This window comes from Bacteroidota bacterium, from assembly GCA_037133915.1.
GTDB lineage: Bacteria > Bacteroidota > Bacteroidia > Bacteroidales > CAIWKO01 > JBAXND01.
Window position 1 is genome coordinate 59,107 of the sequence record JBAXND010000010.1, and the last position, 20,456, is coordinate 79,562.

At 44.8% G+C, this 20,456-nt stretch carries 22 protein-coding genes; 17 read left to right on the forward strand and 5 right to left on the reverse strand.

Annotated features, from left to right (window positions below; translation table 11 throughout):
* Window positions 1–11: 11 nt before the first annotated feature.
* From WCM76_05200 to WCM76_05210, 3 genes are read right to left on the reverse strand one after another with little or no spacing between them, the layout of a single operon-like run.
* Window positions 12–935 carry a hypothetical protein gene (locus tag WCM76_05200; GenBank protein MEI6765017.1) on the reverse strand — a complete coding sequence of 308 codons (924 nt, stop codon included), beginning with the start codon at window positions 933–935 and terminating at the stop codon, window positions 12–14.
* A gap of 60 nt (window positions 936–995) precedes the next feature.
* Window positions 996–2,696 (reverse strand): pseudouridine synthase, encoded by a 1,701-nt coding sequence (locus WCM76_05205; GenBank protein MEI6765018.1) that lies wholly within the window; start codon window positions 2,694–2,696, stop codon window positions 996–998.
* Between the two features lie 39 nt (window positions 2,697–2,735).
* A complete protein-coding gene (locus tag WCM76_05210) occupies window positions 2,736–3,098 on the reverse strand; it encodes a YraN family protein (GenBank protein ID MEI6765019.1) in 363 nt (120 codons plus the stop codon).
* 188 nt (window positions 3,099–3,286) lie between these two features.
* Here WCM76_05210 and WCM76_05215 point away from each other — a divergent pair, with 188 nt between their 5' ends.
* The 4 genes from WCM76_05215 (at window position 3,287) to WCM76_05230 (ending at window position 8,319) form a co-directional block, all read left to right on the forward strand.
* Window positions 3,287–4,162 (forward strand): YicC/YloC family endoribonuclease, encoded by an 876-nt coding sequence (locus WCM76_05215; GenBank protein ID MEI6765020.1) that lies wholly within the window; start codon window positions 3,287–3,289, stop codon window positions 4,160–4,162.
* 27 nt (window positions 4,163–4,189) lie between these two features.
* Complete coding sequence (locus WCM76_05220) at window positions 4,190–6,475, forward strand: DUF4838 domain-containing protein (protein MEI6765021.1); 2,286 nt, start codon at window positions 4,190–4,192, stop codon at window positions 6,473–6,475.
* Window positions 6,476–6,643: 168 nt separating this feature from the next.
* Window positions 6,644–7,912, forward strand: coding sequence for a ferrous iron transport protein B (feoB, locus tag WCM76_05225; GenBank protein ID MEI6765022.1), 1,269 nt, complete (start codon window positions 6,644–6,646; stop codon window positions 7,910–7,912).
* A gap of 44 nt (window positions 7,913–7,956) precedes the next feature.
* Window positions 7,957–8,319: a DUF4296 domain-containing protein gene (locus WCM76_05230; GenBank protein MEI6765023.1), complete on the forward strand. Its 363-nt coding sequence runs from the start codon at window positions 7,957–7,959 to the stop codon at window positions 8,317–8,319.
* Here the strand turns inward: WCM76_05230 and WCM76_05235 are convergent.
* Window positions 8,311–8,712, reverse strand: coding sequence for a hypothetical protein (locus WCM76_05235; protein MEI6765024.1), 402 nt, complete (start codon window positions 8,710–8,712; stop codon window positions 8,311–8,313). The genes WCM76_05230 and WCM76_05235 overlap by 9 nt on opposite strands.
* A gap of 93 nt (window positions 8,713–8,805) precedes the next feature.
* Entirely contained in the window at window positions 8,806–10,809 is a 2,004-nt protein-coding gene (locus WCM76_05240; GenBank protein MEI6765025.1) for a urocanate hydratase, read from the reverse strand.
* 121 nt (window positions 10,810–10,930) lie between these two features.
* Here WCM76_05240 and WCM76_05245 point away from each other — a divergent pair, with 121 nt between their 5' ends.
* From WCM76_05245 to deoC, 13 genes are all read left to right on the forward strand, one after another.
* A complete protein-coding gene (locus WCM76_05245; protein MEI6765026.1) occupies window positions 10,931–12,844 on the forward strand; it encodes a CocE/NonD family hydrolase in 1,914 nt (637 codons plus the stop codon).
* 3 nt (window positions 12,845–12,847) lie between these two features.
* Entirely contained in the window at window positions 12,848–14,224 is a 1,377-nt protein-coding gene (locus WCM76_05250; GenBank protein ID MEI6765027.1) for a dipeptidase, read from the forward strand.
* A gap of 404 nt (window positions 14,225–14,628) precedes the next feature.
* On the forward strand, window positions 14,629–14,907 hold the full coding sequence (locus WCM76_05255) for a BMC domain-containing protein (protein ID MEI6765028.1): 279 nt from the start codon (window positions 14,629–14,631) through the stop codon (window positions 14,905–14,907).
* A 2-nt stretch (window positions 14,908–14,909) separates the two neighbouring features.
* Window positions 14,910–15,530 carry a hypothetical protein gene (locus WCM76_05260; GenBank protein MEI6765029.1) on the forward strand — a complete coding sequence of 207 codons (621 nt, stop codon included), beginning with the start codon at window positions 14,910–14,912 and terminating at the stop codon, window positions 15,528–15,530.
* 48 nt (window positions 15,531–15,578) lie between these two features.
* Window positions 15,579–15,872 (forward strand): BMC domain-containing protein, encoded by a 294-nt coding sequence (locus WCM76_05265; GenBank protein MEI6765030.1) that lies wholly within the window; start codon window positions 15,579–15,581, stop codon window positions 15,870–15,872.
* 107 nt (window positions 15,873–15,979) lie between these two features.
* On the forward strand, window positions 15,980–16,285 hold the full coding sequence (locus WCM76_05270) for a EutN/CcmL family microcompartment protein (GenBank protein MEI6765031.1): 306 nt from the start codon (window positions 15,980–15,982) through the stop codon (window positions 16,283–16,285).
* Window positions 16,282–16,569, forward strand: a complete 288-nt coding sequence (locus WCM76_05275; protein ID MEI6765032.1) for a EutN/CcmL family microcompartment protein — start codon at window positions 16,282–16,284, stop codon at window positions 16,567–16,569. Before WCM76_05270 ends, WCM76_05275 begins: the two co-directional genes overlap by 4 nt.
* A 7-nt stretch (window positions 16,570–16,576) precedes the next feature.
* Window positions 16,577–17,128: a BMC domain-containing protein gene (locus WCM76_05280; GenBank protein MEI6765033.1), complete on the forward strand. Its 552-nt coding sequence runs from the start codon at window positions 16,577–16,579 to the stop codon at window positions 17,126–17,128.
* Between the two features lie 15 nt (window positions 17,129–17,143).
* The gene (locus WCM76_05285) at window positions 17,144–18,559 is read left to right on the forward strand and encodes an aldehyde dehydrogenase family protein (GenBank protein MEI6765034.1); all 1,416 of its coding nucleotides are present in this window, start codon (window positions 17,144–17,146) and stop codon (window positions 18,557–18,559) included.
* 15 nt (window positions 18,560–18,574) lie between these two features.
* Entirely contained in the window at window positions 18,575–18,850 is a 276-nt protein-coding gene (locus WCM76_05290) for a EutN/CcmL family microcompartment protein (protein MEI6765035.1), read from the forward strand.
* Window positions 18,847–19,119 (forward strand): EutN/CcmL family microcompartment protein, encoded by a 273-nt coding sequence (locus WCM76_05295; protein ID MEI6765036.1) that lies wholly within the window; start codon window positions 18,847–18,849, stop codon window positions 19,117–19,119. The genes WCM76_05290 and WCM76_05295 overlap by 4 nt, the downstream gene beginning before the upstream one ends.
* 33 nt (window positions 19,120–19,152) lie before the next feature.
* On the forward strand, window positions 19,153–19,641 hold the full coding sequence (locus WCM76_05300; GenBank protein ID MEI6765037.1) for an RpiB/LacA/LacB family sugar-phosphate isomerase: 489 nt from the start codon (window positions 19,153–19,155) through the stop codon (window positions 19,639–19,641).
* A complete protein-coding gene (gene deoC / locus WCM76_05305; GenBank protein ID MEI6765038.1) occupies window positions 19,622–20,437 on the forward strand; it encodes a deoxyribose-phosphate aldolase in 816 nt (271 codons plus the stop codon). Before WCM76_05300 ends, deoC begins: the two co-directional genes overlap by 20 nt.
* Window positions 20,438–20,456: the final 19 nt, after the last annotated feature.

The window sequence follows — 20,456 nt, forward strand, 5'->3', positions numbered from 1 at the left end:
TAAACACCCCATTATTTGTGTGTTTTAATAGAATATCTCAATCCTGCAGCGATTCCTATTCTTGAAATATTTATTGTTTGCTCATATTGACGGATGACGGGCGGAGAATAAAAATAGGCCAATTGTATATCCACTAATAAATTCCTTGTAACCGGAACCTCAATCCCACCATTTATTTCAGCGCCATAAGTCCTTACAGTCCACGTGGTGTCTCTCTGATAGTCCCAATATGTACCCGGGTAACCCCAAAAACCCCATTGAGAACCGTATTCCCTCTCATGACTTTTGTTATGGAAAAAAACAGGGCCAAAGGATAATTGCAAAGATAAAACTGGCCGCCCGGGCTCTGCCCGTGACTGTATCGTCAGTGTCGGCGCGATATAAATGAGGCGAATGTTATCATTATACTCTGAGGTTGAAGAGCCTCTGATAATATTGGAATATTGAGCTTCTGCTTTATTCCAATAGCAATTCGCTTTTAGGCCAAGTCCAAACACATTTGAAACAAAAAATCCTCCATGAACTTTTATGGAGAGCCCTGCTGCGTGAGGGTTTGAAAGCGGAAAAAAATACATTTCGCGGGTAACATCACAGCCGCCGTCAACTGTAATGAAAAAGTTACCTTTATTAATCATATCTGGCGTCACGCTGTCATAAACTTTTTCAGTCCGAGTTGTATTGTTTTCAGGAAAATTGTTATTCAGAACATGAAGTGTATCTAAGTAATAATATGCTCTGATTTGTGAAAGATGTACGAAGGTTTCTCTTTTTTCTTCATGAAAAAGAATGCTTAGAAACAGCGTGCTGTCAGCAATAGAAGTAATACTGCATCGTACAGTATCTGAATTTTTATCCACGACATAATCCTGTCCGTGAATTTGAGATGTGATGAGAAGTACCAGTATAAAAATGAAAACAGAGATGTTATTTTTCATACCTATTCTTCAAATTCTACCATGAAACAACCTGAACTTGCAGGTTCCGCAAAATACGTTTTACCGTATCCGCCTCAAAATATTCACTTCTTCTTCGGTAAGATGGCGCCATGCGGCACGCGGCAGGTCTTTCTTGTTCAGGCCTGCAAACACCGTACGGTCAAGCTTTACAACGTTGTAATCGAGTTTTTCAAATATTCTTCTTACAATGCGGTTGCGTCCCGAATGGATCACAATGCCGATTTTTTTCTTGCTTCCGCCTTCGCCTGTATAGGCAATATCATCCACCTGAACAGGACCATCGTCGAGTTCAATGCCTTCGGCTATCAATTTCATATCAGCGGCAGTAAGGCCACGGTCGAGCTCTACGTGATATATTTTTTCAACACGGTGTTTCGGATGCGTCAGTTTCTTCGCCAGCTCACCGTCGTTGGTGAACAGCAGCAAACCCGATGTGTTGCGGTCGAGGCGACCTACCGGATAAATGCGCTCTTTGCAGGCGTCGGCAACAAGCTGCATCACGGTATCGCGTGAATGCGGGTCGTCGGTAGTGCTGATATATCCTTTAGGTTTGTTGAGCAAAATATACCGAAGGCGCTCGCCGCGCAAAGTCTGCCCGCCATATTTTACCACATCGCCCTGTTGTACGCGTGTTCCGAGCTGTGTAATCACAACATCATTGATGGAAACCACGCCGCTCTCAATCATGGCATCGGCTTCGCGCCTTGAACAGATGCCCGCATTGGCAATAAATTTATTCAGACGCACGCCTTCCAAAGATTCCTTGTAAGGACGCTCACGGCTCTCGCCTCCGCGCGCTCTGGGCTTTTCCGGCCTGCGGCTCTTGCTGAAATTTTTCTTGTCGCCCTCTTTTTTGTGACCAAACGAACGGTCGTCATCCCTGCGTGTAAACGATTTTTCGGGTTTACCATAAGGTTTGCGTTCCGGACGTTCTTCGTCGCTTTTACGTGTAAACGGCCTGTCGGACTTATCGTAGGATTTGCGTTCCGGACGCTCCTCATCGCTTTTGCGTGTGAACGGGCGTTCGGTTGTGTCATCGTCCCTGTGTGTAAACGGTTTGTCAGGTCTGTCGTAGGATTTGCGTTCGGTACGGTCTTCTTCTCTTTTTCGTGTATAAGGGCGGTCCGATTTTTCTTCATCACGACGCTTAAACGGCCTGTCAGATTTATCGAATGATTTGCGCTCAGGGCGGTCTTCTTCCCTTTTACGAGTATAAGGACGATCCGATTTTTCATCATCACGACGGGTATACGGTTTATCCGGTTTATCGTATGATTTACGTTCAGGACGGTCGTCGGTTCTTTTATCCCGTGAAGGACTGTCAACATCTCTGCGCGGACGGGGTTCGTCGTAGCGTTTCTTGCGGTGGTCGTCTCTGGCGGGCGTACCGTCGCGGTTTATCCGTTTTCTGCGGACTTCGCGTGCCGGTTTATCTTTATTGAATTCGGGCTTGTCGCTGCGCTCACGGTGCGGACGCTCTCTCGATTCATCACTGCTTCTGCCGTATGTTTTCTCGGGTTTTTCAAAGCGTTTCCGGTCGGTATGTTCACCCTCTTTGCGTGCATAGGGGCGGTCCGATTTTTCGTCTCCACCGCGACTGTATGGCCGGGCGGGTTTTTCTGTTCTGTCCTTGCTTTTATAATCACCTTCTTTTTTAATGCTGTAAGGGCGCCTGGTATCACTGCCCGGTTTGCGACGGCCTGAAACCGGTTTTCCACTACCTCTTTTTCCTCGTTCCATAAAAATGCTTCCTTGTTGTTTTTGTTAATTTGATGGTGATTATAATGTAGGAAAGAATCCGTTCTCAATGTGGTTAATGCTCGTTTTTCCGCTGGAAACAACGATTGAGAGAATGTCAAAACGGGCTTCCTTATCAATATTATTCATTTGCATATACGCATTGGCACAGCGTATCAGCGTTTTCTGCTTCTGTTTGGTAACCGACATTTCCGGCTCTCCGAACCATGCCGAAGTGCGCGTTTTCACTTCAACAAACACAATATAATCACCGTGACGCGCAATTATATCAACTTCATTGGCGCCGAGTTTCCAGTTCTTCTTGATTATAATGAACCCCTTTTCGCGCAGATATCCGCACGCCACCTCTTCACCGTTCTTTCCGAGTTCAATATGTTCAGACACAATGGTAATGGTTGGGCTTTGGGAATCGGAATGTTATTAATACGTTAATTTCCCCTTGCTGGTTCAATGTGGGTACAAAAGTCGGTAAAAAAAGGGAATAAAAAAAGTTATTTTACATCCTTTCCGCCTAAAAGCCTTATAAATACGCTTCCATTATTATTTTTCTATCTTTGTGAAAAACCATAAGTATGATAAAATCGATGACCGGTTACGGTAAAGCAAGTTGCGAAACCGGCGGAAAAAAGATTACAGTTGAGATTAAATCATGGAACAGCAAACAGTTTGATATCAATCTCAAAATGCCCGGTTCGTACCGCGAAAAAGAAGCAGAACTCCGTTCACAGCTTGCAGCGGTCATTGTGCGCGGTAAGGTTGACCTATATGTAAATATCGAGAACAGCTCGGAAACCACTCCTTTTGTTATCAATAAAGGTGTGGCCATGCAATATTACAGAGATTTGCTTTCGCTGAAAGAAGAAATAAATCAGAAGACCGAACCCGATTACATGAGCATGCTGATCCGGCTGCCCGATGTTGTTAAAAGCGGCACCGACGAAGTGGGCGAAGATGAATGGAACACTTTACTTCAGGCGATTAATGATGCCACAGAAAAATTTGATACGTTCCGCATAAATGAAGGTGCCATCCTTGAAAATGATTTCAGAAAACGCATCGGGCTCATCAATGATTATTTCAAACAAATTGCATCATACGAACAGGTACGTATCGGAACCATCCGCGACCGTATCACTAAAAATCTGGCAGCGTTCGCTGAAAGTAATACGATGGATAAGAACCGCTACGAGCAGGAACTGATCTATTATCTGGAGCGCATCGATTTTACGGAAGAAAAAGTGCGTCTGAAAAAACATCTGGATTACTTTCTCGATACCCTTGCCGATGCTGAACCTCCCGGTCGTAAGCTGGCATTTGTAACCCAGGAGATAGGACGTGAAATAAACACACTTGGAAGTAAAGCCAATGATGCCGATATCCAGAAACTGGTGGTGCAGATGAAAGACGAGCTTGAGAAGATAAAGGAACAATCCATGAATGTGTTGTAAATCATCAAAGCCGCGCCACACCTTACCATGAAGCGAATTTTATTGTTGGTCACACTGCTGTTGACGGGGCTTTTTGTTCATGCCTCCGATTCACTGCGTATTGTGGTAAACGGCAAAAGCCATTACCGTATTCAGGTCGCAGGCAACGCCTCCAAACGCACACATGATGCAGCCGTTGTGTTACAAAACCATATCCAAAAAATTTCAGGCGCCACTCTTGAACTGGCAGATGAATCCTACAAATCATTTTACCTTATTGTATTTGAAGAGGGATACAGTTCCGACCATACCTTTGATATCGGGCAAACCGGTGAAGAAGGGTTTCGTATCCACAGCAACGGAAACACACTCTATTTTTCGGCAAAGACATCTCACGGAATTCAAAATGCCGTATATGATTTTCTTGAAAAGCAGCTTGGCTGCAGATACTATGCTGCCGATGCAATTTTTATTCCCACTTCGCCCGATATTATTCTCGGACCTGTCGATGAAATTGAAAAACCGGCTTTTGATTTTCGCGCCGTTTACTACGGTGAGGCCTTTATGAAACCTTACCTAGACTGGCATAAGCTGAATAACGAACCCCACAGACGGGGCGAAACTGATTTTGCCATTTCTTCTGAATGGGGCTTGTGGGGACATACCATGCTGCGCCTTGTTCCGCCTGACAAGTATTATAAAAAACATCCCGAATATTACGCTTTGCGCGGAAAAACGCGTGTGAAAGACCAGTTGTGCCTTTCGGATCCGGATGTGCTGCGCATCACGGTTGAGGCGCTTCGCAAAAGAATGGAGAAGAACCCGGAGGCCAAATTCTGGTCGGTAGGCCAGATGGATAATCAGAATTATTGTAAGTGTTCAAAGTGCCGTGCATCTGATTCCATAGAAGGTTCACATGCCGGGAGCATCATCCGTTTCGTGAATCAGGTGGCTGAAAATTTCCCTGACAAGATAATTTCCACACTCGCATACCAGCACAGCAGCAAGCCATCTCAGATTACTTTGCCGGCCGGGAACGTGAACATTATGCTGTGCGCCATTGATGCAGACCGCGGAAAGCCAATTCAATCCGACTCGGCTTCTGCCGGCTTTTTCAGTGATCTCCGCCAGTGGACAGCACTCACAAAAAATATTATAGTTTGGGATTATGTGGTCAACTTTTCGCACCTGACTTCTCCATTCCCAAATATGAATGTACTTAAACCAAATCTTGAAACATTCAAAAAACTTGGTGTGCAAATGATGTTCGAGCAGGGCTGGCAAGGATTTGGCGGAGAGTTTGAAGAATTGCGCTGTTATATGCTTGCAAAATTATTATGGAATCCAGCGCTTGACGCTGATTCCCTGATGAATGCTTTTTGCATTGGATACTATGGTAAAGCCGGACCGTATGTGTGCCGGTATATTCACAGCACCGAGAATAAATTGCATGATTCGGGCAGAAAACTGGGTATCTATGATTCGCCTGCACTGCACAAATATGGCTATCTTTCACCTGCAGCAATAAAAGAATATTTTAGTATTTTTAATGATGCCATGAAAGAAGTGGCAGGCGACACTATTTTTGAAAATCGTGTGAATGAAGCCATGCAGCCTTTGCGTTATGCATCGCTGGAAGTATCAAAATCATTGGTTAACAGCCCCGACTGGTTGTTTGAAAAATATCCTGACGGAACACTTTTTGTTAAAAAAGTGTCGGTAGAAATGCTTTCTGAATTCTATCGCCTCACACAAAAACACGGACCGGAATTACTGAGTGAAACCCGCACAACGCCTGCGCAATACTATGCAGAAATGAGTTCATATTTCCGTAACGGAACCGTTTCTCATTTAGCTGTCGGAAAAAAAATAACCTTCAATACACCCTATTCGGAAGATTTCGCGGCAAACGGAAAAGGCAGCCTCACCGACGGAGTGCGCGGCACCAGCGATATTGAGTGCCTGTGGCAGGGATGGCGCGGTAAAGATGTAACGGCAACCATAGACCTTGACAGTATAAAAATGATACAGCAAGTTGGTATTTCCTGCCTTGATGATAACCTGAGCAAAGTACTGTTTCCGACCAAATTTCGCGTTAGTTTTTCCTCTGATGGCAGGCATTTCTGCGGTTCTAAAAAATTGCGCAATAAAAATGCCGGAGCAGAAATTGATGTGCAATCGAAAATATTCACGCTCAATTTTAAGCGCATTCGTAAAGCCCGTTTCGTCAGAGTCGAAGTAAAAAATTACGGAAAGCTGCCCGCTTGGCGTGGTTCATCGGGTCGCGCATGGACATTCCTTGACGAAATTATTGTTCAGGCCACGGGCAGATAATTTTCATCGCATTCACACAAAGCATAGTATTGCAGTTATCGAAACAATGGATGCTATCCGGCACTTATCGTTTAAATCAAAGAATTCTGTTTCGCTAAAAACGCGGAAACAGATATTTCTATTTGGAACTAATCTAAATAACTATTATCTTTGCCGCGAATTTCAAAAATGACAGATTTAAGCCACGATAATCGCCGGGATGCATTCCTGAAAAAGCTGGATGCTTTGCTTACTCACAAAGTTTTCGGCATTGTAATATTTATTGGGGTCATCTGGATAATTTTCGAAGCCACCTTTGGCCTGGGTTATTTCCCCATGATATGGCTGGAGAAACTTATTTTTCTGCTTGAGCATTTACTCAATAATATGTTGCCTGACAACTGGGTCAGAAGCCTTGTGGTGATGGGCATTTTGAAAGGCGTTGGCGGTGTTCTGATATTCCTGCCCAACATCGTTATACTGTTCCTGTTGATTTCACTGATGGAGGAATCGGGCTATATGGCGCGCGTTACCAAAGTAATGGATAAGGTAATGAAGCCATTGGGGCTTAACGGACGTTCGTTCATATCTATGGTAATGGGACTGGGATGCAATGTTCCGGCGATAATGGCCGCACAAAAAATCGAGAACAAACATTCGAGGCTTATAACCACATTGATTAACCCGCTGATGCCCTGCAGTTCGCGGTTTACGGTATATGTACTTCTTATTTCGGCCTTTTTCCCGAGCCATTCAGGGACTATGCTTTTTCTTGTATACATGACTTCTGTGGGTATTGCCGCAATACTGGCACTCTTTCTTAAGAGATTTATTTTCAAAAAAACATCCGATTATTATCAGCCGCCCATCATGCCTCTGCGACTGCCTTCACTTCGTCGTTCTTTTATCAGCATTTGGGTGTACTCAAAAATGTTTCTTAAAAAGATTGCCGGAGCCATCCTTATTGCATCGATAGTAATCTGGTTTCTGGGCTATTTTCCGCGCGGAACTGACGGTCGGACCAATATTGAAAAATCATATCTCGGAATGCTTGGAAAATCTATTGAGCCGGTAATTGCGCCTTTGGGATTTGATTGGAAAATGGGCATCAGCATCATTTCCGGCGTTGCAGCAAAAGAAACGGTGGTAGGCACATTGAGCGAATTATATCAGCAGGAACATCAGCCGGGCAATGATAAAAATAATCTTATCAAAACATTGAAAACACAGAAATATACGGATGGTGATAAGGCCGGACAAAATATTTTTACACCTCTGGTTGCCCTTTCGTTTATGTTTTTCATTTCCATTTATACGCCCTGCATTGCCACCATCACAACCATAAAAAAGGTAACGCGCAGCAATAAATGGACCTTGTTTGTAATTGCCTATACGACTATTCTGGCATGGTTTATTTCTTTTGGAATCTTCCAGATAGGCTCCCTGATTGCGGGATAATTATTTAGTCCTGAAGATGCAATTATTTCCTATTTTTGTTCCCAATGAAAATCCGGCTTTCCATATTATTACTTGCATTTATGCTGCTTGCTTCCTGTGGGCACAAAGAAGTTGTTATTGCCCCTGCCAATATTCTGACTCAGGAACAAATGGCATCGGTGCTGGTTGATTTTCATCTTGCAGAAGCCGCGATAATTGAAGTGCAACGGAACAAAAGGGATGTAAATTATTATACCGGGCATTATTACACTTCCGTGCTGAAGAAGCATAACATCACCCGCAAAAAGTTCAGTGATTCTGTACATTTCTACAGCCGCCACATCGATGAGCTGAAATTTATCTATGAGGAAGTCCTCACGCAACTCAGCACCAAGCAAAGCGAATTGCTTTCTGTAAAATCACTTTGAGTAGGTAACACTGAAGGCAGTATTATTCGCCTGATCATTTACATTGTATTGCAGGGTAATTTTACTGCTTGAAACATAGGTAGCCGAGCCGTTGATTGTATTTCCGCAAATTACCTGTGAGGGAAACGTGAGCGCACTGGCCGTTGCAATGGCATATGCTTTTTCATTCTGACCAAAATAATGGAAGTTTTTAATAAGCACCTGAGTACTGTTGCTTGCATCAAGCGAAATGCTGACAGGATAACTGATGCCACCACCTTCGGTTGCGGTCCAGTCGCCGGTATATTTTACGCGCACATCGGAATCCACACCGCCATTATCAGTGTTGCAAGCGAATAAGCCCGCCAACAGTATCATCGACACTATACTTGATATTTTTAAAACCGTTTTCATACTGGTATTAATTTGAGAAACCATGGCTAGCAACAATTATGCCCTGTTTCAGTGAACAGTTATCAGTGAACAGCAAACATTGTCGTAATAACTTTATTTTATCATTTCGTTAATCAGGTCATCATCGGCAATATTGGGAATAGTAACTGTAAGCCGTGGTTCATGTTCCATCGCTCTCAGTATACTGAACATTGCCGGCTCATTGCGCGCCCAGCTACGGCGTGCAATACCATTATTGACATCCCAGAAAAGCATGTTCTTCAACCTTCTGTCTGCATCATCCGAGCCATCGAGCACCATGCCGAATCCGCCGTTGATTACTTCGCCCCAGCCAACACCTCCGCCATTATGAATAGAAACCCAGGTAGCGCCTCTGAATGAATCGCCGATTACATTCTGAATGGCCATATCGGCCGTAAATTGGGATCCGTCGTAAATATTGGATGTTTCGCGGTAAGGCGAATCAGTGCCCGACACATCGTGATGGTCGCGCCCGAGAACGATAGGTGCCGATATTTTTCCATCTTTGATAGCCTTGTTGAATGCTTCTGCAATTAAGGTTCGGCCGGTGCAGTCAGCATATAATATGCGTGCCTGACTGCCCACAACTAATTTATTTTTTTGGGCTTCGCGAATCCATTTGATGTTGTCTTTCATCTGCTGCTGTATGCGGTCAGGCGATGAGAGCGCTATATTTTCAAGAACGTCGCATGCAATTTTATCGGTACGTTCAAGGTCTGCGGGATTACCGGATGTACATACCCAGCGAAAAGGTCCGAAGCCGTAGTCGAAGCACATGGGTCCCATAATATCCTGCACATACGACGGATAGCGAAACAGCCCATCGTTGCCCATGATATCTGCACCTGCGCGACTTGCTTCAAGCAAAAACGCGTTGCCGTAATCAAAGAAATACATTCCTTTTCCGCATAAAGTATTTATCGCTTTTACCTGACGCTTCAGTGATTCGCGAACCTTTTCGCGGAACAGCTCCGGTTGTTCTGCCATCATAATTTTCGCATCTTCGAAAGCCACGCCTGCCGGATAATACCCGCCAGCCCACGGATTATGAAGCGAGGTCTGGTCGGAGCCCAGATCAACCTGCATGCCGCGTTCTGCAAAGCATTCCCACAGGTCAACGATATTTCCCTGATATGCCAGTGAAACGGCTTCTTTATTGATTTTTGCTTTTTCGATGCGCGCAATAAGTTCATCAAGGTTGTCAAATACTTCATCCACCCATTCCTGTGAATGCCGTGTTTTGGTAGCTTTCGGATTTATTTCCGCAATAACACCGATTGCACCTGCAATGACGGCTGCCTTCGGCTGTGCTCCCGACATGCCTCCAAGGCCCGACGATACAAAAAGTTTTCCGGCAAGGCTTGCATTTCCGGTTTTACGTCCGGCATTCATCAGCGTAATCGTTGTTCCATGAACAATTCCCTGAGGACCGATGTACATGAAAGAGCCGGCGGTCATTTGTCCGTACTGTGAAACACCGAGTGCATTGAAGCGTTCCCAGTCGTCGGGTTTGCTGTAATTGGGAATAACCATGCCATTGGTGACCACCACGCGTGGCGCATCTTTATGTGACGGGAACAGCCCCATAGGATGGCCCGAATACAATGCCAGCGTTTGCTCATCAGTCATAGTGGCAAGATATTTCATGGTAAGCAGATACTGCGCCCAGTTCTGGAAAACCGCGCCGTTGCCGCCGTAGGTAATAAGTTCGTCAGGATGCTGTGCCACACGTTCATCCAGATTATTACTCAGCATTACCATGATAGCAGCTGCCTGCTTTGACCGATGCGGATATTCGTTGATATGACGGGCGAATATTTTGTATGCCGGTTTAAACCGGTACATATATATACGGCCAAACTTTTTCAGCTCATCCAGAAATTCGGGTGCAAGCGCGCTATGATGTTTGGGGTCGAAGTAACGGAGTGCATTGCGTAAGGCAAGTTTCTTTTCGGAAGCGGTCAGAATATCCTTCCGCTTGGGTGCGTGATTCACGATAGGATTGTAGTCTGCCGGCTGCGGTAATACATCGGGAATGCCCTGCAATATTGCTTTTTGAAAATCGTTCAATTCCATGTTATTGGTGTGTTTGGTTACAAAATTAATAAAATTGGGATGCTTGCAGATATATTTCTGATTGAAGCGAAAAATGTAACTTAGCGCTGAAATAGGAGTCGAGAGTAAACTAAAACCAGCCATGAAAATAAAAACAACAATACTCGCATTGCTTTTTGCCCCGTTGTTTGCCTTTTCGCAGGGCATTACGCCAACATTGGTTGATTCGGTGCCTATGCGTGACGGAAAGAAACTGGCGGCAGATATCTATGTGCCGGATACATCGCAGCAGTGGTCAACCATTTTGGTACAAACGCCCTACAACAGGCTTGCATACAGAATCATCGGAATACCGCTCATAGGCAACGCGCTTGCGTCTTCGCATTTTGCAGTTGTAATTGCCGACTGGCGTTGCTTTTACGGTTCTGCAGCTGCTTGTACTACGAATGTGAATCGCGGGAAAGACGGATATGACCTTGTGGAATGGATTGCCACACAGCCGTGGTCGAACGGTAAAATAGGAACCTGGGGTCCTTCGGCGCTCGGAAAAATTCAGTTTGAAACGGCGCGACAAAACCCGCCCCATCTGATATGTGGCGTGCCGTTGGTAGGAAGTCCGCAGTTCGACTATCAGGAATATTATCCGGGAGGCGTTTACCGTACCGAATATGTGGAACAGCTTGATGCTCTTGGATTCGGCATTTCCACTATGGTAAGCGCACATCCGGTTCATGATATTCTGTGGACCTATTCTGAGTTTTATAACAACAAACCCGATTCTGTTTTTGTACCGATGCTTATGATAGGCGGATGGTATGATCATGAAACTCTTCCACTAATTCAATTTTATAACGGCATTCATTCATCATCGCCACTCGCCGTGCGTAACAAACACCGCTTACTGATGGGGCCCTGGGCACACGGTGGCTTCGGACCGGCACAGGTGGGAAGTGCACAGCAGGGCGAATTGTATTATTATGATGCAGTGGGCTGGAGCGATTCACTCGCGCTTATGCATCTCGAGTATTATCTGAATAATGAAGCAAACGGGTGGAATACATCGCCGTATATTCAGTATTTTCAGATGGGCGAGAATACCTGGCAAAATACTGCGGTATGGCCGCCGACAGGACTTACAACCTACAATCTGTATTTTCACGACGATGGCTCAGTAAATACAACAATGCCGACTGCTGCCGTTGACTATGATTCTGTTATTTATGATCCGCGTAATCCTTCGCCAACGATTGGCGGCGCAACACTCAGGCAGGACCTGCTTCAGGGACCTTACGACCAGGCGCCTGCGGTTGAGAACCGTAATGATATTTTGCTGTACCGTTCGGTGGTTTTGGGCGCTGATGTAGTGATGAAAGGCAAAGCGACGGTACATCTGTTTATTTCATCCGACCGGAAAGATACCGATTTTGATATCCGTCTGACGGATATTTACCCAGACGGAAAATCAATGTTGCTGGCTGACGGCACTCGCAGAGCACGTTTCAGAAATGGATATAATGCTTCTGACACCGCGAGCCTTATCCCGGGAACGGTATACGAGATTATTATCGACCTGCCCGACATTGCCAATACGTTTCTGGCCGGACACCGCATTGGTATTGATGTTTCATCGTCAAACTATCCTCGTTACGACTGCAATCTGAACAACGGAAAAGCAATGTATGCAGCCGGCGATACGCTGATTGCCACGAACCGTATTTACACAAATTCAGTCCACGCGTCGTATATAGAAATGCCGCTGATTGATTTTACAGGAAGCGTGATTAATAATGCATCCGAACAAACAGGATTTACGATTTTTCCGAATCCTGCAACAGCATCTGTAAGTATTTCGCTTCTCCCACCCAACGGCAGGATAACGAACGTGCAAGTTTTAAATAGTTCCGGAATAACAGTAATGTCAATCGATTTCCGACATCAGCATAGCGGTACAAAAACGACGGATATCAATACGTCCGCATTGCAGCAAGGAATTTATTTTGTAAAATTGACCACAGAAAATGACAATTTTATTTCTAAACTCATAATAATAAGATAGTACATGGAAGACATTAAAAAATACATTGATACCCACCGTGAACGCTTTATAGAAGAACTGTTTGGCCTGATGCGCATACCATCGGTCAGTGCAAAGGAAGAGCATAAACCAGACATGTACGCTGCCGCGGAATACATCAAAACGAAGATAGTGGAAGCCGGTGCTGACAAGGCAGAGGTGATGACTACAGAAGGTCATCCGGTGATTTACGGTGAGAAAATTATTGATGCAAATCTTCCGACAGTAATGATTTACGGGCATTATGATGTGCAGCCCGCCGAGCCGCTTGAACTGTGGACGGTGACCAAAGCATTCGAGCCCATAATCAAAGATGAAAAAATTTGGGGGCGTGGGGCAGATGATGACAAGGGGCAGATGTTTATGCAGCTCAAGGCATTTGAGTTTATGTGTAAAACCGGAAAATTGCCCTGCAATGTAAAATTCATGCTTGAAGGCGAGGAAGAAGTTGGTTCTGTAAGTCTCGGAAAATTCTGCGCTCAGCACAAGGAACTGCTCAAAGCAGATGTAATTCTTGTTTCCGACACAGGAATGATTGCACCTGATGTCCCTTCTGTTACGGTAGGATTGCGTGGCTTATGTTATATGGAGGTAGAAGTGACCGGACCCAATCGCGACCTTCACAGCGGTCATTATGGCGGAGCTGTTGCCAATCCGCTGAATGTCCTTTGCAAAATGATATCAAATCTTACAGATGAAAACGGACATATAACCATTGATGGATTTTATGACGATGTGCTTGAAGTCAGTGCTGCCGAGCGTGCCGAAATGGCGCGGGCGCCCTTTGACCTTGAGAAATATAAAAAGAGTATTGATATAGGTGACATAGAAGGTGAAAAGGGCTATACCACGGCTGAGCGCACGGGTATCAGGCCTGCCCTGGATGTAAATGGAATCTGGGGCGGTTATATTGAGCCCGGAGCAAAAACGATTTTGCCTTCAACGGCAAGTGCGAAAATTTCCATGCGTTTGGTTCCCAACCAGAATTCCGAAAAAATTGAGAAATTATTTGAGGCACATTTCAAAAAAGTTGCCCCAAAATCAGTAAAAGTAAAGGTAACCAGCCTGCACGGGGGCGAAGCCTATGTTTCACCCATAGACACCATTGCCTACAGTGCTGCCAGTGCCGCGCTGGAACAGACATTCGGCAAAAAGCCAATACCAACACGCGGAGGCGGCAGTATTCCGGTAATCGCATTGTTTGAAAAAGTTCTCGGCACAAAGTCAATTCTTATGGGTTTTGGTCTTGAGAGCGACGCGATTCATTCCCCGAATGAAAATTTTCCGCTTTTCAACTTTTTCAAAGGCATAGAAACCATTCCCTGGTTTTATAAGTATTTTGCTGAAGGCATGAAAATGTAAAGGTCTTTTTTACAGCTGATTACATATTATTTCGCACATATATTTCCGGGCGTTTCAACAGGCTCAACGACAGGTAAGGAGTGGTTCGTGTCATGTTGAAGGGTGAATTATGACCATTGATAAATACTCGCCGCAATATTACATTAGTTTTTGTTCTAATAATTGTAGTATTGTCAGTGAAACGAAAAAAAATAAGTACATTTGCCGAAAATGAGTGATATCATATCAAACATAAATATTTTGCCTTGTTTCTCTCATTTGAGGTGTAGCCCTCCGTTTATCGCAAGGGCTTAAATTTAAGAGAGATAAGTATTTTCAATGTAAAGGATTCAAAACAAACAATAATCATTAACCATTCACAAGGAGGACCAATAATGGAAGATAATGGCATGAAAGCCCTGGGAATGATAGAAACCAGAGGTTTTACGGCCATGGTTGAAGCATCAGACGCCATGGTAAAAGCAGCAAATGTCGAACTTATCGGCTATGAAAAAATAGGCGGAGGTTATGTTACTGCGATAGTTCGCGGTGATGTTGCAGCCGTAAGGGCAGCCGTTGACGCGGGTACGCGTGCAGCAGAAAAAGTAGGACAAATTGTTTCTACGCACGTTATTCCGAGACCACATCAAAATGTTGACAGCGCGTTGCCGTTGGGAGTTAAAACAAATAAGAAAGGAAAATAACCATGATCGATTTAAGAACTTACATTTTTCTCGATTCCCTGCAGTTGCAGATGGCTTCTTACATGTCCACTGTATCCAGAGGATATCTTCCGGTAGCCGGTCAGGCCTGCTGCATTATGGAAATTGCCCCCGGTATTGAGATTAACTCACTTACCGATATTGCCCTCAAGGCAACCAACGTTACCCCCGGTATGCAGGTGGTAGAACGTGCTTATGGTATGCTGGAGGTACATTCCGACAGTCAGGGCGATACACGCATGGCAGGAGAATCGGTATTAAGAGCTATTGAACGTGTAGAAACTGACCGTATCAAACCCAGAATTCTTACCAGCCAGTTGATTAAAAACGTGGAAGACCACCATGCACAGCTCATCAACAGAAACCGCTGGGGAATGATGCTGCTGCGCGGCGATACCCTTTTTGTACTGGAAGTTGAACCCGCAGGATATGCTTATTACGCAGCCAACGAAGCCGAAAAATCAGCCCGCATCAACATTATTGATGTAATGGGATTTGGAAAATTCGGTCGCGTTTATATCGGTGGCGAAGAAGCTGAAGTACTGGAATGCAAGAAAACAGTTGAGAAACGCCTTGCCGAGATTACCGGAAGGGAAGAATACTAGAAATTAATATTAATAAGAAAATAAAAAGGAGAAATTACCATGTCTGAAATGAATACCGAAGCTTTAGGAATGATCGAAACAAGAGGTTTTACCGCAATGGTTGAAGCTTCTGATGCAATGGTGAAAGCTGCAAAAGTTGAACTTATTGGTTATGAAAAAATTGGTGGCGGTTTTGTAACTGCTATCGTTCGTGGCGATGTTGCAGCCGTTAGAGCAGCTGTTGATGCAGGCGTTCGCGCAGCAGAAAAAGTTGGCGAAATTGTTTCGACACACGTTATTCCGAGACCGCATAATAATGTTGACAGCGCTCTGCCTTTGGGCCGCGTTATCACAAAGAAATAATTTTTGCGATTGGTTAATGTCCGGCAGGAACAGGCGGTTCTGAGAATTTAATTATTCCGGGATTACCTGTCCTGCTGAACCTAACATGCATCTTAATAATACAGAAAATGATTTTAGCAAAAGTTGTTGGAACGGTTGTTTCCAGTCACAAGGCGCCCAAGATTGAAGGAATTACGTTCCTGCTTCTTGAGAAAATTGACCCTGTGACCATGAAAGGAAAGAACGATTTTGTTGTTTCCATGGACAGCGTTGGCGCCGGCATCGGAGAGATCGTGTTTTATGTATCGGGCAGCAGTGCCCGCTTCACGACTACTACCGAAGGAAGACCTACCGACTCTGCCATTATCGCCATCGTTGATTTCATTGAAAAAGACGGACAGTACACGTATCGTAAAGATAATCAGAAGTTATGATATTAGGTAAGATAGCCGGAACGGTGGTAAGCAGCACACTCAATATTGACATTGAGGGCGGAAGATACCTGCTGGTTGATAAATGCAATCAGCATGGCACGGTAAAAGGCGATTTTATTGTCGCACTTGACCTGGTTGGAGCCGGCCACGGAGAAATGGTCCTGCTTGCCGAAAGTTCATCAGCAAGAGAAACACCTGCCACAGTAAATAAAGCCATCGATGCTGCTGTTGTTGCAATCATAGATATGATCGATGAGAATGAGACGATTGTTTATAAGAAATGAGGGATAAATGGGCTTTGTAGTCTTAGGGGTGTTGGAATATAGCAGCATAGCTGCCGGAATAAAAGCCCTGGATGAAATGGTTAAAATTGCGCCGGTAAAAATTATTGAAGCAAGAACTATTTGTCCGGGAAAATATATTATCGTTTTTAGTGGCGATGTAGCTTCTGTTGAATATTCATTCAAACAGGGTTACGAGAGCGGCAAAGACTGTATTGTTGACAGCCTGTTCCTGCCGATGGTGCATCCCGATGTGGTGCCCGCTATCGGCAATATCGTGAAAACGGATGAATGGGATGCCATTGGTATCATTGAAACCTCATCCGTTGTTTCGAGTATTGAAGCTGCTGATGCCGCCGCCAAAACGGGAGGCGTGAACATTATTGAAATAAGGCTTGCAATAGGGTTTGGAGGAAAATCATATTTAAAAATGCTCGGCAGTCTTGACGCCGTTCAGGCGGCCATGGAAGCCGGCACCGAGAAAGCGAAAGCAAAAAATCTTCTCGTGAGAGATGTGCTCATTCCCCAGCCCCACAATGAAATTAAACCATTTTTCATGTAACAGGAGGATTTGAAATTGGATAATTTAGAAGAAAACATACGACAGTTAGTTACGGAAGTTGTCAAGAATATGACAAATACTCCGTCAACCGAGAGTGGCAGCACTTCAAGCGGAGTATACTCCAATATTGGATCTGCTATTGATGCCGCCGATAAGGCTTACAAGGCATTCACCAATATTACCCTTGATGTCCGTAAAAAGATTATTGAGAACATGCGTAAAGTATGTCTGGCCAACAATGCCGTTCTGGCAAAGATGGCACAGGAAGAGACCGGTATGGGTCGCGTTGAAAATAAAATTGCAAAAAATGAGCTGGGTATTTACAAAACTCCCGGCGTTGAAGATATACAGCCCGAAGCTTTTTCTGATGATAACGGCATGACACTGGTAGAACATGCGCCTTTCGGCGTTATCGGTTCGATTACACCAAGTACCAATCCTGTGGTTACCATTATCAGTAATGGTATCGGGATGATTGCTGCCGGCAATGCCGTGGTTTTCAACCCGCATCCTGCAGCAAAAAAGACGTCGAGCTACCTTGTAGGTTTGCTCAACAGAGCCATTATGGAAGCCGGCGGTCCTGCCAACCTGCTTACCTGCTGCTCCGAACCCACCATTGAATCGGCCAAAGAGCTGATGACGCATCCCAAGATTGCCATCATGGTTGTTACGGGCGGTCCTGCGGTTGTAAAAGTTGCGATGAACAGCGGTAAAAAAGTAATTGCTGCCGGTCCGGGAAATCCGCCCTGCGTGGTTGACGAAACTGCCGATATCGTTAAAGCAGGAAAAGACATTGTTGATGGTGCCAGCTTCGATAATAATGTTATCTGTATCTGCGAAAAAGAAATCATCTGCGTGGATTCTGTTGCCGACAGGCTCAAAGAAGAAATGCGCAGAAACGGAGCCTATGAACTGAGTTCCGAACAGACCCGCAAGATTACCGAAATGGTAATCGCTGAAGCCGGTCGCCCCGGACACGAAGGTGCGGCAAATAAAAAATTCGTTGGTAAAAATGCAGACTATATAGCACAGGCTGCAGGAATTTCTGTTCCCGCATCAACACGTCTGCTGCTTTGCGAAGTTGACCGTGATCACCCGCTGGTGTGGACAGAACAACTGATGCCTGTGATGCCGCTGGTGCGCGTTAGAGACGTTGATGCTGCCATTGAAATGGCTGTAGCCGTTGAACATGGATTCAGGCATACGGCCATCATGCATTCACTGAATATTGCCAAGATGACAAAAATGGCGAAGGCAATGAATGTATCTATCTTTATCAAAAACGGACCAAGCTATGCCGGTCTCGGTTTTGGCGGTGCGGGCTTCGCATCATTCACTATTGCCAGCCCGACGGGCGACGGTGTTACAAGGGCAAGAACCTTTACCCGCGAAAGACGCTGTACTGTTGTTGATCATTTCAGAATAATGTAAGCCGGAGAGAAAACTATGAAATTTGGCAGAGTAATAGGACGGGTGGTCAGCACCAAAAAAGTGGAATCCTTTGAGGGAATCAAACTATTATTGGTACAGCCTCTTGACGAAAAACTTGTAGCAGTAGGCGATCCTATCGTTACACTAGATACCATACAATCCGGTGTCGGCGAACTTATTTATTTTGAAACAAGCAAAGAAGCCGGCAGGGTGCTCGAAACAACGATGAACCCAAGCGATGCTTCCATCATGGGCATTATTGATGAACTTTATTTGGACGATACAAAATGATACTTGCAAAAGTTTTAGGGAACGTTGTTTCCACCATCAGAGATAAAGGCTACGACTCAAAAAAAGTTCTGATTGTGCAGCCTGTAGACCCTGCAGGAAAAGCGAAAGGAACATCATTTCTTGCACTTGACACAGTACAGGCCGGTGCCGGTGATTTGGTACTGGTTCTTGAAGAGGGCGGTTCTACACGTTCGGTTTTCAATGAGCCCGATAACTTCACCATCAAAACGGTGATTGTTGGAATTGTTGATGCGGTTACAATGCAATAATTTGAATGAAAAGGGAAAAACGAAAGATTTGTGATGACGAAAGATGATGAAATAAATGCAACGGATCAGGTAAAACGCATCGCTATTGGTGCTGACCACGGCTCTTATGATTCTAAAGAAATGCTGAAGGTATATCTTGAGACTGTTGGATATAAAGTGGTTGATTGCGGTACAAACAACAGCAAAGACAAGGTAGACTATCCTGATTTTGCTTTGGCGGTTTCACGCAAAGTGGTAAGCGGCGAATGCGACCGTGGTATTATGCTTGATGCAGCCGGCATTGGCTCATCCATGGTTTGCAATAAAGTACGCGGTATTCGTGCAGCTTTATGCTGGAGCAACAAGACCATTATTAACAGCCGCGAACACAACAATGCAAATGTACTGACCATGGGAACGGCACAACACAATGCCGCCGAACTTTGCACCATGGCTCGGCTTTGGCTCGAAACCCGCTTTGAAGGAGGACGCCATTGGCCAAGAATAAATAAAATGATGACAATTGAAAGAACCGGGAGGTAATATGGACCAAAATGAACTAATCGACAAGATAACCAAAGAAGTTGCTGCACGCCTGAGAGGGCAAATGGGCACAACAGAAACACCGAACACGAACGCAGGTACAACATTCTCAAAACCGAGGCTATCTGCTACAGAACTTGCCCGGTACATTGACCATACGCTGCTCAAACCTGAAGCAATTCAGCCTCAGTTCGACCAGCTTTGCAATGAAGCACTGCAGTATAAATTCATGTCGGTTTGCGTGAACTCCAGTTGGGTGCCTTATGTTGCAAAGAAACTAAGAGGTACCGGCATAAAAATTTGTTCTGTTATCGGATTTCCTCTCGGAGAAATGGATACCCGCAGCAAGGCTTTTGAAACACGAAGCGCCATTTCAAGCGGAGCCGACGAAATTGATATGGTTATTAACGTTGGTGCTCTCAAATCAAGGAATCTGAAGCTTGTTGAAGAAGATATCCGCGCTATTAAACGCGCCTGCCGCAGCAATACCATATTGAAAGTAATCATAGAAACACATCTCCTTACCGAAGAGGAAAAAGTACTTGCTTGCGAAATTTCCAAAAAAGCAGATGCCGACTATGTGAAAACCTGCACAGGTTTTCTGGGTGGAGGCGCTACGGTGCCCGATATCGCGCTGATGCGTGCTGTTGTTGGACCTAAACTGGGTGTAAAAGCCAGCGGAGGTATCAAAGATTTTGGACAGGCGGTTGCACTTATCAATGCAGGTGCATCAAGACTCGGATGCGGCGCAAGTGTTGCCATTATTACCGGTGCCGAAGTAAAAGGGAATTACTAATTATTTCCTTTTTTACCCA

Bases quoted from the DNA above. Each gene is read 5' to 3' on its own strand.
- WCM76_05200 (MEI6765017.1), bottom strand. From the start codon at position 935: ATGAAAAATAACATCTCTGTTTTCATTTTTATACTGGTACTTCTCATC.
- WCM76_05205 (MEI6765018.1), bottom strand. From the start codon at position 2,696: ATGGAACGAGGAAAAAGAGGTAGTGGAAAACCGGTTTCAGGCCGTCGC.
- WCM76_05215 (MEI6765020.1), top strand. From the start codon at position 3,287: ATGATAAAATCGATGACCGGTTACGGTAAAGCAAGTTGCGAAACCGGC.
- WCM76_05220 (MEI6765021.1), top strand. From the start codon at position 4,190: ATGAAGCGAATTTTATTGTTGGTCACACTGCTGTTGACGGGGCTTTTT.
- feoB (MEI6765022.1), top strand. From the start codon at position 6,644: ATGACAGATTTAAGCCACGATAATCGCCGGGATGCATTCCTGAAAAAG.
- WCM76_05230 (MEI6765023.1), top strand. From the start codon at position 7,957: ATGAAAATCCGGCTTTCCATATTATTACTTGCATTTATGCTGCTTGCT.
- WCM76_05235 (MEI6765024.1), bottom strand. From the start codon at position 8,712: ATGAAAACGGTTTTAAAAATATCAAGTATAGTGTCGATGATACTGTTG.
- WCM76_05240 (MEI6765025.1), bottom strand. From the start codon at position 10,809: ATGGAATTGAACGATTTTCAAAAAGCAATATTGCAGGGCATTCCCGAT.
- WCM76_05245 (MEI6765026.1), top strand. From the start codon at position 10,931: ATGAAAATAAAAACAACAATACTCGCATTGCTTTTTGCCCCGTTGTTT.
- WCM76_05250 (MEI6765027.1), top strand. From the start codon at position 12,848: ATGGAAGACATTAAAAAATACATTGATACCCACCGTGAACGCTTTATA.
- WCM76_05255 (MEI6765028.1), top strand. From the start codon at position 14,629: ATGATAGAAACCAGAGGTTTTACGGCCATGGTTGAAGCATCAGACGCC.
- WCM76_05260 (MEI6765029.1), top strand. From the start codon at position 14,910: ATGATCGATTTAAGAACTTACATTTTTCTCGATTCCCTGCAGTTGCAG.
- WCM76_05265 (MEI6765030.1), top strand. From the start codon at position 15,579: ATGAATACCGAAGCTTTAGGAATGATCGAAACAAGAGGTTTTACCGCA.
- WCM76_05270 (MEI6765031.1), top strand. From the start codon at position 15,980: ATGATTTTAGCAAAAGTTGTTGGAACGGTTGTTTCCAGTCACAAGGCG.
- WCM76_05275 (MEI6765032.1), top strand. From the start codon at position 16,282: ATGATATTAGGTAAGATAGCCGGAACGGTGGTAAGCAGCACACTCAAT.
- WCM76_05280 (MEI6765033.1), top strand. From the start codon at position 16,577: ATGGGCTTTGTAGTCTTAGGGGTGTTGGAATATAGCAGCATAGCTGCC.
- WCM76_05290 (MEI6765035.1), top strand. From the start codon at position 18,575: ATGAAATTTGGCAGAGTAATAGGACGGGTGGTCAGCACCAAAAAAGTG.
- WCM76_05295 (MEI6765036.1), top strand. From the start codon at position 18,847: ATGATACTTGCAAAAGTTTTAGGGAACGTTGTTTCCACCATCAGAGAT.
- WCM76_05300 (MEI6765037.1), top strand. From the start codon at position 19,153: ATGACGAAAGATGATGAAATAAATGCAACGGATCAGGTAAAACGCATC.